Origin of the sequence: Staphylococcus argenteus, assembly GCF_000236925.1 — a bacterium.
Taxonomy (GTDB): Bacteria; Bacillota; Bacilli; order Staphylococcales; family Staphylococcaceae; genus Staphylococcus; species Staphylococcus argenteus.
Genome location: NC_016941.1, coordinates 1,493,395 through 1,504,937 on the forward strand (window position 1 = coordinate 1,493,395; position 11,543 = coordinate 1,504,937).

An 11,543-nucleotide genomic window follows, 5' to 3' on the forward strand; every position below is an offset into this window, starting at 1 on the left:
TTATATTCAGTTTTATTCAGGTTTTGGTAGTTTAATAATAAACGTTGTGCCTTTTCCTAATTCGCTTTTAACATCAATGGAACCACCATGCTCTTCGATAATCATTTTACAAATGAACAAACCTAAACCAGTACCTTGTTTACCTCGCGTTCTCGCTGCATCAACTTTATAAAAACGATCAAATACTTGTTGTAAATGTTCTGGTGCAATGCCTGTACCTGTATCTTTAATGTATAAAATATCTTCGCTTTCATTTTCATCACAAGTAATTGCAATTTCATCGCCAGGTTTCGTATAACGTGATGCATTATCAATTAGGTTCGTTAGTACTTGATCCATTCGATCCATATCATAATTCCAAACACGCTTCTTACAATAATTAAAAGTCATATTTAGACCTAAATCATCCGCTTGTTGACGATACTTAATTTTCATCTTATCTAGTAACGCTGCAATAGGCTGAACTTCTTTATTTACAGATAACCCTTCAGCATCCATGCGCGCAACATTTAACAATTCATTAACTAAACGATTTAAACGTTTCGATTCATCAAGGACAATAGCAAGCGATTCTTTTATTTCATCCGGTTCTGTAACAATGCCATCCACAATTGATTCAGTGTAACCTTGAAGTAAAGATATCGGCGTACGCAATTCGTGTGATACATTTGCGATGAAATCTTTCTTCATTTGATCAAGGTTATGTTCATTGGTCATATCACGAATCGTTACAACAACACCACTTTTACCACCTTGTTCAATTTTATCAATATAACTTGTTGTCACTACAAAGAACCGCGCATTCATTTCTAAATCACGCATTTCAGTTTGCTTTGATTTGAAAGTATCTTCGATTTGTCTTAATAAGAAGTCTTTTGCATCTTCATCAATATTGTCCATAATATCATTAGCCATCTTATTAGATAAGATAATTTGTCGACTCTCATTAATACCTAAGACACCTTCAACCATCGAGTTAATCAGACTATCTCTAATATTTTTAGAAGTTGATAGTGCATCGACATGTTCTTCAATTTCTGTACTCATTTGATTGAATGCTTGTGATAATTGTCCAATTTCATCTTTTGTAGTAACAGAAGGTTTATAAGAGTAATCCCCTTCAGATACACGAGTTGCTTGATCTCTTAAACGTCTTAATGGTTTTGTAATTCTTGAAGATAAGAAAAATGCAAAGACAGTTGTAACTGTTAAGAAAATAACAGCAGTTATAATGGTAATAATCGTAATCGCATTATTTGTATCTTCGATTGATTTCAAATCTTTATATATAAAGACTCCACTATATTTACTATGACTATTCTTCTGTGCTTTTGTTGGATAGCCTAACAAAATATATGTTTGAGACGAACCCTTTTCTTTAATCGTTACATTTCGAGTAACAGATTTACCTTTATCAAACACATCGTCAAAATGGTCGTTGTTGACTACTTCATTCAACATTTGCTTTTTAATATTAGAAAGTGAAGCTGTAGATTGACGGTGTTTATTATTTATAATCATCAACCCGCCAGGATTTTCAATTAATGTTTGGCTATATTTTATCGCTTCTTCTTTGTTGTGTGATTGTTCGACCAGTGAACTAATACGTCTAGCATCTTCTCTTATGGCATTTTCGGTTTCTTGTGTAAAGTAGTATTGCATAAATGTAATTAAAGCAATACTCAATAAAATTAAAACTGTCGTTACTATTAAAATAATAGTTAACCACAGTTTAATTACGACACTATTTAGTCGGCTCATCATTAGATTTAACCTCAAATTTATACCCAACGCCCCATACTGTTTGAATCATGTGTGCAGCTTCACTAGACACACGATTTAATTTTTCTCTAAGACGCTTAACATGAGTATCAACTGTTCTTAAATCACCGTAAAATTCATAATGCCAAACTTCTTTTAATAATTGTTCACGGTCAAATACTTTATTTGGTGTTTTAGCTAAATATATTAATAATTCATACTCTTTTGGAGTCAAATTAACTTCTTGATTATCAGCAAGTACGCGATGTGCATCATTATCAATTTCTAAATGTTTAAATTCAATCACATCACGTGCGTGAGGTTCGCTTTGTTCTACAGTTGTAGATTGCGTTCTTCTTAGAAGTGCTTTAACTCTTAAGACTACTTCTCTCGGCGAAAATGGCTTAACAATGTAATCATCTGCACCAGATTCAAAACCTTCAACACGGTTTGTTTCTTCGCCTTTAGCAGTCAACATAATAATTGGTGTTTGTTTATGTTCACGCAATTTAGTTGCCACCTGGATACCATCCATTTCAGGCAACATTAAATCTAGTAGTATGCAAGCATAATTATTCTCCATTGCAAGGTCATAAGCTTCTTGCCCATTACTTGCTTCATGGATTTCAAAAGATTCTCTTTCTAAATACATTTTAAGTAATCTTCTGATTCTATCCTCATCATCTACGATAAGTATTTCGTTCGACATACAGGTCATACCTCCCACACATGCTTTTCTTTACAAAAGTATTATATCACAGGAAAACGCATACAGTTATTAAAAACCTAAAATTTTGTGAAAAATTTCTCAAACTTTGTGATAAATACATATTTTATCTAATTATTTTCCGTGTTCAGCAAGATGACGCATTACTTTAACTTCATGAGGTGTTAATACGCGACCTTCGCCAGCATTTAAACCAACAACATTTAAAGGCCCATATTCAATACGAGATAATTTTGTCACTTGGTGACCAAAATGTTCAAACATTCTTCTAACTTGTCGATTTCGTCCTTCTGTAATTGTAATTTCAACCAATGTTGTATTTTTATCTTTATCTTGTTTTTTAACTTTTACTTCAGCTGGTTGTGTTAAACCATCTTCTAATTCAATGCCTTTTTCTAAAGCTTTCACTTCTTCTCGCATTAAATAGCCTTTTAGTTTCGCGACATATTTTTTCTTAATTTGATATCGAGGATGTGTCATTAAATTAGTAAATTCTCCATCATTTGTTAATAATAACAATCCAGATGTATCAAAATCTAAGCGTCCAACAGGATAAATACGCGCATCAATATCTTTAAAGTAATCTGTAACCACTGTACGACCTCTATCATCTGATACACTTGTTATCACTTGTGTTGGCTTATGGAATAATATGTAAATTTTGTCCTCTTGTTCGATTTTAATACCTTCAACTTCAATCGTGTCAGAAGGTTTCACTTTTGTACCTAATTCAGTAACAGTTGTACCATTTACTTTCACTTTACCTTCAGAAATCAAAGTTTCTGCCTTACGTCTTGAAGTATAACCACTATTTGCTATACGTTTTTGTAATCTCTCTAATTCTTTAGTCATTATTTTCTCCTTTTTGATTGACTAGATTGCTGAAAAAAGCATCCATTTCTTCGTCGTCTTCTTCAGTTGTCGGTAAATCTTCTATATTAGAAATACCAAATACATTTAAAAACAAATCCGTCGTGATTAATTGTTGGCTACGCTGTTCATTAACCACTTTAGCTTCAACAAGTCCTTTGGCAATCAACGTTTTGACTGCACCATCCGAATTGATACTTCGAATTAATTCAATATCACTTCTTGATAATGGTTGGTTATAAGCAATTATTGATAAAACTTCCATTGCCGCCTGTGATAATTTCATTTGTGACTTCTGCTCAATTAATTGTTCAATGTATGTTGCCGCTTCTTTTTTAGTTGTTAATACATACGTCGTACCAAATCGTTGTATCATTAGTCCATGTGAGGAATAATTGTTAATTAATTCTACAAGTTGTTCTTTCGACATATCTAAAATGTCTAATAGTTGCTTTTCATCTAAACCTTCATCGCCAGCTGTAAATAATAGCGACTCTAAAATGCCATGATTATCCAAAATGGTAGTTCACTCCTCTAATAATGTTAATATCTTCAAAATTACGTTGTTGCTCAATATTAATTATTCCTGCTTTTGACATTTCTAAAATAGCTAAAAAGTGAGTGACTACTTGTTCAATTGGTTCAGAAAATGTAAATAAACTAAAGAAGTTGAAATGATCTTTATCTTTCAATCTTGTTGTAACTTGTTCTGTAGCTTGTTGAATGGTAAATGTCTCTTTTCGAATTTCAACGGATTTAGGTGTATTTAAAGCAACTCTATTTTTAACTCTTTGATATGCAACGATTAATTCTGTTAAATCAATCGTATGGTTGGGATCCCATGATTCATCTGTTTCCAAATGAGATAAGTCAGTCGGTCTTTTAGTAAAATAAAAATCTCTTTCTTCTTTCATGTCATTTAAAATAGCAGTATATTCTTTGTAATTTTGATATTCTATTAATCGACCAACTAAATCTTCACGTGGGTCATCATCAACTTCCATGTCAGATGTAGATTGTGGTAATAGCATCTTACTTTTAATCATTAAGAGCTCTGACGCTAATACTAGGTATTCACTTGCAATATTAATTTCAAGCTGTTTCATTGCATGAACGTATTGCATATACTGCTCAGTTAATGCTTGCATAGGAATATCATAAATATCTATTTCAAATTTTTGGATAAGATGCAGTAATAAATCTAAAGGTCCATTAAAAGCATCTAATTTAACTTCATACATAATATCTACCTCGTATTGCGTCATATGTGCATAATTCTTTAAAATATTATAGCATGAAAATAACTTACTTTTAAATTGGGGTGAAAACAAAATGCACCAGGCACTCATAAATTTCTATTATCAATTTCATAAAAAGCAACATTATTTTCTTTGCCACGACATTCTTGAAGATGCTTGGAAAGCAGAAAGCAAGTTTAGTAAACAAGATGCTGTTGTCAGTTTAATCTTATTTGCAACTGCTTGTTATCATTATCGCCGCAATAATTTAAAGGGCGCCTATAAATCTTTTAATAAATCGAATGAAATAATACAAAATGCTAAAGATTCAAATATCTTAAATCTAAATATAGATGAGTTTCAAAAATTAATTGCACAGCAGATCGAAATGATTAATAAATCAGAGCCTTTTTCACCAGTAGTTTTACCAATAAACCCTGACTTTGAAAATATTATCAAAGATAATTTTCCTGATTATGATTATAACCAAGAAACAACTACAGATTCCTTTATTATTAATCATCATAAACTCCGGGATCGTTCAGATGTTATCAAAGCCAAACAAGATGCAATTCAAATGAGAAAGTTTAAGCGAAATGATTTTCCAAATTAAAAAGTCACATCTACACAGACCTTATAGTCATATGTATTGTGACTTTTAATGCAATATTCACTTTAAGCTCTAGGATGAAATTGATTATACATTTTCCTGATTTGTGATTTTGAGACATGTGTATATAGTTGTGTTGTCGAAATATCTGAGTGACCTAACATTTCTTGAACAGCTCTTAAGTCTGCGCCATTTTCCAATAAATGCGTCGCAAAGGAGTGTCGTAATGTATGTGGTGTTAGCGTCTTTTTAATATTTGCTTTCAAACCATTCTGTTTAATCATTTTCCAAATCGCTTGTCGTGATAAAGGTTTTCCGTGCATATTTAAAAACAATACATTGGTCACAGTCTTTTTTAAAAGTTGTGGTCGAACTGTTTCAATATATGTTGTTAAGTATTCAATCACAGCATCCCCTAAAGGTACAATTCTTTCTTTATCACCTTTACCAAATACACATACAAATCCCATCATTAAATTAACATGTTCTAACTCTAAATGAATGAGTTCTGATACACGCATTCCCGTTGCGTATAAAAGTTCTAACATCGTTCGATCGCGATAACCATTTAATTTGTTTAAATCTGGTGTTTCTAATAATGCCAAGACTTCATCTACATTCAACACATCAGGCAATTTTTTATCATATTTTGGCGAGTCTAATAATACTGTTGGATCTTTAGCAGCATATTTTTCTCTTAAAGCAAACTGATGGAAACTTCGAATAGTAGAAATAAATCGTGCAATTGATTTAGCAGATTGTCCTTCGTCTATTAAATAACCCAAACACTCTTGGATTACTTGTCTATCTATAAAATCAATATGTGAGATATGATGTTCAATCATATAATCTTGATATTTTTTTAAATCACGTCTATACGCACCAATAGTGTTAGAACTTAATCCCTTTTCAATTTGTATAAAACGTAAATATTCTTCAATAATTGTCTCCATAACCACACCTCTAAAAAAAGCGAAGGTTAATTTAACCTACGCAATTTCCTATCCTTTACCTTTCGCTTGGCATTCTTCACACACACCGTGGAAAGTTAAACGATGATCTAAAATTTTAAATTTAAACTCATTTTCAACTCGATTTTCAACTTCTGGTAATAAATCTTCATCGATTTCATCTACACGACCGCATTCCATACATACTAAATGGTGATGGAAATGTTTTGCGCCTTCTTTTCTTAAATCAAATCGTGCAACCCCATCGCCAAAGTTAATTTTGTCAACTACTTTTAATTCAGCTAATAACTCTAACGTTCTGTATACTGTTGCCAAGCCAATTTCTGGTGCTTTATCTTTTACTTTTAAGTAAACATCCTCAGCACTTAAATGGTCTTTTTCGTTTTCAATTAGAACTCTAACAGTAGCTTCGCGTTGTGGCGTTAGCTTATATGATGATTGTTGTAATTGTTGCTTAACGCGATTTAATCGTTCTTCCAACGATGTCCACTCCCCTACTAATAATTAAAATCATTACAAATTATTTCAAACTTCACAATTAAAATTAACAGTTTTCTCAATAAAATGCAAGCTTTTCTCATTTGTTAATTAGAATGATTATAATTTAATAATAGGTGCTGTAAAGCTATGATTGTTTTAGCATCTTCAATTTCTTTATTTATTAACATCGATTTTATATTCTCAATAGGTACTTTTACAAATTCGACAAACTCATCCTCATCCAAATTTACGGTACCTTTCTCTAAATTATCTGTAAAATATATCGATAATTGTTCATCACAAAATCCTGGTGAACCATACATATCTACTACATGCGTTAACTCTTTAGCAATGTATCCTGTTTCTTCTTCTAACTCACGTTTAGCCGCTTCGATTCTATCTTCATTATCTTCTAACTTACCTGCTGGAATTTCTAGCAATGGCTTTTCGATTGGCTTTCGAAATTGTTTTACTAAAACAACTTCATTTTCAGAAGTCACAGCACACACAGCAACTGCACCATTATGATAAACTAATTCCCTTGTTGAAGTTTCTCCATTTGGCAAAGTTACGGTATGAATTTCTACATCAACAATTTTACCGTTATATATAACCGTTCGATCAATTGTTTTTTCATTTAAGTCCATTTTAATCACGTTCCTTTAATTTCATATTATATATTGATACACTATGCTTGTTAGTTAAAGTGTATCGAAAGGAGAACAGACATGCAAAAAAATATATTAAAAAGTGGTATTGCTTTATCTGAATTAGGTTTAGGTTGCATGAGTTTAGGTACAGATTTAAAGAAAGCAGAAGAAATTATAGATTATGCTGTTGAACATGGCATCACTTATTTTGATACAGCAGATATGTATGATAAAGGCATTAATGAAAAAGTTGTTGGAAAAGCACTTCATAAGTATCAGCAACGTGATGACATAGTTATTGGTACTAAAGTGGGGAATCGTTTAACAAAAGATGGCAGTACTACATGGGATCCAAGCAAATCTTATATTAAAGAAGCAGTTAAAGGTTCTCTAAAACGGTTAGGTATTGATCATATTGATCTTTATCAATTACATGGTGGAACTATTGATGATCCATTGGACGAAACAATTAGTGCATTTGATGAGTTGAAACAAGAAGGCGTTATCCGTGCCTATGGCATTTCTTCAATTCGTCCAAATGTAATTGATTATTACTTGAAACATAGCCAAATCGAGACAATTATGTCTCAATTCAATTTAATTGATAATCGTCCAGAATCATTATTAGATGCAATACACAGCAATGATGTCAAAGTACTTGCAAGAGGACCAGTGTTTAAAGGATTATTAACTTCAAATAGCGTTAATGTGCTCGATAATAAATTTAAAGATGGTATTTTTGATTATTCTCATGATGAATTAGGTGAAACTTTAGCTTCAATTAAAGAAATTGAAAGTAATTTGTCTGCTTTAACATTTAATTACTTAACTTCACACGACGTACTTGGTTCTATTATTGTTGGTGCAAGCAGTGTCGACCAATTAAAAGATAATATTGAAAACTATCATTCTAAAGTTAGTTTAGATCAAATCAAAACAGCTAGAGCACGTGTTAAAGATTTAGAATATACTAATCATTTAATTCAGCAATAATTTCTATAATAAAATGTTATACCATTGGCGTTATTCTATGGGCATGCATGAAACAGCAGTATGTTAAATTTTTACATTAACTCAACTTACTGCTGTTTTTCTTTTTATACAACCCAGCATGAATACTTTCACTTGGATTACTTACAACATCATAGTTAAACTAAAACATTTTTTTATATTTAACTTCACATGCCGTTTCCGTATTATCTTCAATTATTTGTATACCCATTATGTTATTTTGCAACACGAGCAGTTTAAATTTTTCACATATATAATATAATGTACTTTCTGAAATTCCAACGACAGACAAGTCCCCTAAAATATCAACCACTCTAAATTCATCGAATGCTGATAACTGTTCCGTGTAACGTACACATTCATTGATGATATTTTTCGTTTGGCAATTCATAGTCATCCCACCTATTTATGCTTTATTTTTAAATAATTTAGGAAAACTTCGTTCGAAAAATCTTGGCGCAATTTGATACACTTTTAATGCATAATGCATCCATTTCGGTCTATTAATTTCTAATTGGTTTGTTTTAATACCATGAATGATATCATCAGCAAGTGTGTCAGCATTAAGCATTATTTTACCCATCTTTTTAGCATATTGCATCGATGGATCTGCTTTTTGATGGAATGGCGTGTCAATCGGTCCAACATTAACTGTCATAATATGTAAGTTTGGTGACTCTAGCCTTAAAGCATTGAATAGTGCATAAAAACCAGCTTTAGAAGCACCATAATGCGCAGCGTTTGCTTGAGAAGTAAATGCTGCTTGACTTGAAATACCTACAATATGTGCGCTTGGTGTTAAATATGGTTTTAACTTAGTATATAATACATTAAACCCAATCAAATTAAGCTGATACGTTTCAATCATTTCTGAAAAACTATGGTCTGAAATTGATTTGAAATATCCTAAACCTGCACTATAAATGAAACCATCGAATGATGTATTATCTTCAAATTGCAGTGCCTGAATCGACGCATTATCATTTAAGTCACAAAAAACAACATTCAAAGTGTCACCTAACTCTTGTTTAAAAATCCCATTTGCTTTATCTATATCACGTACTAGTAAAGTTATATGTACTTTATTTTCAAGTAATTTACGGACAATTGATAGACCTAAGCCACTTGTTCCTCCAGTTACTATAAAATGTTGACCTTTCATCTTTTGACCTTCCTTTTTACACAAACAATCAAGTGAATCGCGATATATTATTTTACTCAAACGAGACAAGTTGATTATCTTCCTTATTATATATACAATAATAAGGAAATATAACACACAAATCAAAAACTAAAGGGATGTGACGTTAATGAAACTCGTATTTTATGGAGCAGGAAATATGGCACAAGCTATATTTACAGGTATTATTAACTCAAGCAACTTAGATGCCAATGATATACATTTAACAAATAAATCAAATGAACAAGCGTTAAAAGCATTTGCAGAAAAACTAGGTGTTAATTATAGTTACGATGATGCAACATTATTGAAAGATGCTGACTATGTATTTTTGGGCACAAAACCACATGACTTTGATGCTTTAGCAACACGAATTAAACCTCATATTACTAAAGATAATTGTTTTATTTCAATTATGGCAGGTATTCCGATTGATTATATAAAACAGCAATTAGAATGTAAAAATCCAGTTGCTAGAATTATGCCCAACACTAATGCTCAAGTTGGACATTCAGTTACTGGTATTAGTTTTTCAAATAACTTTGATCCTAAGTCAAAAGATGAAATTAATGATTTGGTTAAAGCGTTTGGCTCAGTCATAGAAGTGTCAGAAGATCACTTACATCAAGTAACTGCCATTACAGGAAGCGGTCCAGCATTTTTATACCATGTATTCGAGCAATATGTTAAAGCAGGTACTAAATTAGGCTTAGAAAGAGAGCAAGTTGAGGAATCAATTCGTAATCTAATTATTGGAACAAGCAAAATGATTGAACGTTCAGATTTAAGCATGGCTCAATTACGCAAGAATATAACTTCTAAAGGCGGAACAACACAAGCCGGACTAGATACATTATCACAATATGATTTAGTATCAATTTTCGAAGATTGCCTCAATGCTGCAGTTGAACGAAGCATTGAATTATCTAATATTGAAGACCAATAAATAAACAAACCCGACCGACAAGTGTAATTAAACTCACTTGTATAGTCGGGTTATTATTTTGAATAAATTTGATTTTAAACTTTAACTTCAAAATAAAAATGAAATTAAATTTTAAAGCTATCGAAATCTTTTACAAAACTGAAATTTGGTGCGTCTTCACTTTGTATTAATGTTTGATAAATTTCATTAATATCTTCCAAGTTATAGCGATTACTCAAATGCGTAATCAATGTTCGCTTTACATTTGCTTCTTTTATCAACGTAAAAACATCTTCAATATGGCTATGATGATAGTTGTTGGCCAAATGCTTTTCACCATCTATATAAGTTGCTTCATGTACCATCACATCAGCATCTTGTGAAATCAATCGTTCATTAGCACAAGGCTTTGTATCACCAAATATAGCAACAATTGGTCCTTGCTTAGAGGTGCCTCGAAAATCTTGTGATTGATAAACTTGACCATTATGTTCAAATGTATCTTGTGATTTAACTTCTTGATACTTCGGACCCGGTTCAAGACCAATTTGCTTCAAAGCTTCAACATTGATTGTGCCTGTCGTCTCTGGTGCAATAACTCTATAACCATATGAAGGAATTCCATGGTTAAGTAAATGTGCTTCTACAGTAAAACCTTCATGATGATAAGTTAAATGATCATCGATTTCAATATATGTAATTGGATAATTTAAATGTGACTCAGATAAATTCAATGACATTTCTACATAAGCTTTAATACCTTTCGGCCCTACTAATGTAAGTGGCTTTTGCTCTCCGCCTTGAAAAGAACGACTGGAAAGTAACCCAGGTAAACCGAAGATATGATCGCCATGCATATGTGTTATAAAAATATGTGTCACTTTTCCTAATTTAATTGCATGATGTAAAATCTGGTGCTGTGTACCTTCACCAACGTCGAAAAGCCATATGGAATTGGAATATGGTTCTAAATTTAATGCGATTGCTTGTGTATTTCTCTCTTTAGTTGGCAAACCTGCACTCGTTCCAAAAAATGTAACTTCCATATATGCCCCTCCTTTTCTTCAATTCATTTTATCATAAAATTTGTATCAATTTAGTTTTAATTTATTCTTTAATC

14 protein-coding genes are annotated in these 11,543 nt (G+C 31.9%); 3 read left to right on the plus strand and 11 right to left on the minus strand.

Annotation, left to right across the window (positions count from 1 at the left end; translation table 11 throughout):
- Window positions 1-12: 12 nt before the first annotated feature.
- The 5 genes from srrB to SAMSHR1132_RS07000 all read right to left on the minus strand — a co-directional run bounded on the left by srrB (window position 13) and on the right by SAMSHR1132_RS07000 (window position 4,599).
- Window positions 13-1,764, minus strand: coding sequence for a two-component system sensor histidine kinase SrrB (gene srrB, locus SAMSHR1132_RS06980; protein ID WP_000987780.1), 1,752 nt, complete (start codon window positions 1,762-1,764; stop codon window positions 13-15).
- Complete coding sequence (gene srrA, locus SAMSHR1132_RS06985) at window positions 1,745-2,470, minus strand: two-component system response regulator SrrA (RefSeq protein ID WP_000064075.1); 726 nt, start codon at window positions 2,468-2,470, stop codon at window positions 1,745-1,747. Before srrA ends, srrB begins: the two co-directional genes overlap by 20 nt.
- Before the next feature lie 132 nt (window positions 2,471-2,602).
- Window positions 2,603-3,340: a pseudouridine synthase gene (locus tag SAMSHR1132_RS06990; protein WP_000159579.1), complete on the minus strand. Its 738-nt coding sequence runs from the start codon at window positions 3,338-3,340 to the stop codon at window positions 2,603-2,605.
- Window positions 3,333-3,875, minus strand: coding sequence for an SMC-Scp complex subunit ScpB (gene scpB / locus SAMSHR1132_RS06995; RefSeq protein WP_000368645.1), 543 nt, complete (start codon window positions 3,873-3,875; stop codon window positions 3,333-3,335). Before scpB ends, SAMSHR1132_RS06990 begins: the two co-directional genes overlap by 8 nt.
- Window positions 3,868-4,599, minus strand: a complete 732-nt coding sequence (locus SAMSHR1132_RS07000; protein WP_000273377.1) for a segregation and condensation protein A — start codon at window positions 4,597-4,599, stop codon at window positions 3,868-3,870. Before SAMSHR1132_RS07000 ends, scpB begins: the two co-directional genes overlap by 8 nt.
- 91 nt (window positions 4,600-4,690) lie before the next feature.
- On the opposite strand from SAMSHR1132_RS07000, the gene SAMSHR1132_RS07005 reads away from it, so the two are divergent.
- Window positions 4,691-5,209, plus strand: a complete 519-nt coding sequence (locus tag SAMSHR1132_RS07005) for a DUF309 domain-containing protein (protein WP_000553822.1) — start codon at window positions 4,691-4,693, stop codon at window positions 5,207-5,209.
- Between the two features lie 62 nt (window positions 5,210-5,271).
- Here the strand turns inward: SAMSHR1132_RS07005 and xerD are convergent, their stop codons facing one another.
- The 3 genes from xerD to SAMSHR1132_RS07020 all read right to left on the minus strand — a co-directional run bounded on the left by xerD (window position 5,272) and on the right by SAMSHR1132_RS07020 (window position 7,304).
- The gene (gene xerD / locus SAMSHR1132_RS07010; RefSeq protein WP_000447724.1) at window positions 5,272-6,159 is read right to left on the minus strand and encodes a site-specific tyrosine recombinase XerD; all 888 of its coding nucleotides are present in this window, start codon (window positions 6,157-6,159) and stop codon (window positions 5,272-5,274) included.
- Between the two features lie 48 nt (window positions 6,160-6,207).
- The gene (fur, locus tag SAMSHR1132_RS07015) at window positions 6,208-6,657 is read right to left on the minus strand and encodes a ferric iron uptake transcriptional regulator (protein WP_000392689.1); all 450 of its coding nucleotides are present in this window, start codon (window positions 6,655-6,657) and stop codon (window positions 6,208-6,210) included.
- A 104-nt stretch (window positions 6,658-6,761) separates the two neighbouring features.
- Window positions 6,762-7,304 carry an NUDIX hydrolase gene (locus SAMSHR1132_RS07020; protein WP_000365250.1) on the minus strand — a complete coding sequence of 181 codons (543 nt, stop codon included), beginning with the start codon at window positions 7,302-7,304 and terminating at the stop codon, window positions 6,762-6,764.
- Window positions 7,305-7,385: 81 nt separating this feature from the next.
- Between SAMSHR1132_RS07020 and SAMSHR1132_RS07025 the strand changes: the two genes are divergently transcribed.
- Window positions 7,386-8,300: an aldo/keto reductase gene (locus tag SAMSHR1132_RS07025; RefSeq protein ID WP_001171330.1), complete on the plus strand. Its 915-nt coding sequence runs from the start codon at window positions 7,386-7,388 to the stop codon at window positions 8,298-8,300.
- Window positions 8,301-8,460: 160 nt separating this feature from the next.
- Here the strand turns inward: SAMSHR1132_RS07025 and SAMSHR1132_RS07030 are convergent, their stop codons facing one another.
- Both SAMSHR1132_RS07030 and SAMSHR1132_RS07035 read right to left on the minus strand, forming a co-directional pair.
- Window positions 8,461-8,709 (minus strand): hypothetical protein, encoded by a 249-nt coding sequence (locus tag SAMSHR1132_RS07030; protein WP_000995807.1) that lies wholly within the window; start codon window positions 8,707-8,709, stop codon window positions 8,461-8,463.
- Between the two features lie 15 nt (window positions 8,710-8,724).
- The gene (locus SAMSHR1132_RS07035) at window positions 8,725-9,480 is read right to left on the minus strand and encodes an SDR family NAD(P)-dependent oxidoreductase (RefSeq protein WP_000678224.1); all 756 of its coding nucleotides are present in this window, start codon (window positions 9,478-9,480) and stop codon (window positions 8,725-8,727) included.
- Window positions 9,481-9,628: 148 nt separating this feature from the next.
- Between SAMSHR1132_RS07035 and proC the strand changes: the two genes are divergently transcribed.
- Window positions 9,629-10,444, plus strand: coding sequence for a pyrroline-5-carboxylate reductase (gene proC, locus SAMSHR1132_RS07040; RefSeq protein ID WP_000779742.1), 816 nt, complete (start codon window positions 9,629-9,631; stop codon window positions 10,442-10,444).
- 104 nt (window positions 10,445-10,548) lie between these two features.
- Here proC and rnz read toward each other — a convergent pair whose 3' ends face one another.
- Window positions 10,549-11,469, minus strand: a complete 921-nt coding sequence (gene rnz / locus SAMSHR1132_RS07045; RefSeq protein WP_000454058.1) for a ribonuclease Z — start codon at window positions 11,467-11,469, stop codon at window positions 10,549-10,551.
- Between the last annotated feature and the right edge of the window lie 74 nt (window positions 11,470-11,543).

Coding starts and splice junctions, on each gene's coding strand:
- srrB (WP_000987780.1), bottom strand. CDS start 1,764: ATGATGAGCCGACTAAATAGTGTCGTAATTAAACTGTGGTTAACTATT.
- srrA (WP_000064075.1), bottom strand. CDS start 2,470: ATGTCGAACGAAATACTTATCGTAGATGATGAGGATAGAATCAGAAGA.
- SAMSHR1132_RS06990 (WP_000159579.1), bottom strand. CDS start 3,340: ATGACTAAAGAATTAGAGAGATTACAAAAACGTATAGCAAATAGTGGT.
- SAMSHR1132_RS07000 (WP_000273377.1), bottom strand. CDS start 4,599: ATGTATGAAGTTAAATTAGATGCTTTTAATGGACCTTTAGATTTATTA.
- SAMSHR1132_RS07005 (WP_000553822.1), top strand. CDS start 4,691: ATGCACCAGGCACTCATAAATTTCTATTATCAATTTCATAAAAAGCAA.
- xerD (WP_000447724.1), bottom strand. CDS start 6,159: ATGGAGACAATTATTGAAGAATATTTACGTTTTATACAAATTGAAAAG.
- SAMSHR1132_RS07020 (WP_000365250.1), bottom strand. CDS start 7,304: ATGGACTTAAATGAAAAAACAATTGATCGAACGGTTATATATAACGGT.
- SAMSHR1132_RS07025 (WP_001171330.1), top strand. CDS start 7,386: ATGCAAAAAAATATATTAAAAAGTGGTATTGCTTTATCTGAATTAGGT.
- SAMSHR1132_RS07030 (WP_000995807.1), bottom strand. CDS start 8,709: ATGAATTGCCAAACGAAAAATATCATCAATGAATGTGTACGTTACACG.
- SAMSHR1132_RS07035 (WP_000678224.1), bottom strand. CDS start 9,480: ATGAAAGGTCAACATTTTATAGTAACTGGAGGAACAAGTGGCTTAGGT.
- proC (WP_000779742.1), top strand. CDS start 9,629: ATGAAACTCGTATTTTATGGAGCAGGAAATATGGCACAAGCTATATTT.
- rnz (WP_000454058.1), bottom strand. CDS start 11,469: ATGGAAGTTACATTTTTTGGAACGAGTGCAGGTTTGCCAACTAAAGAG.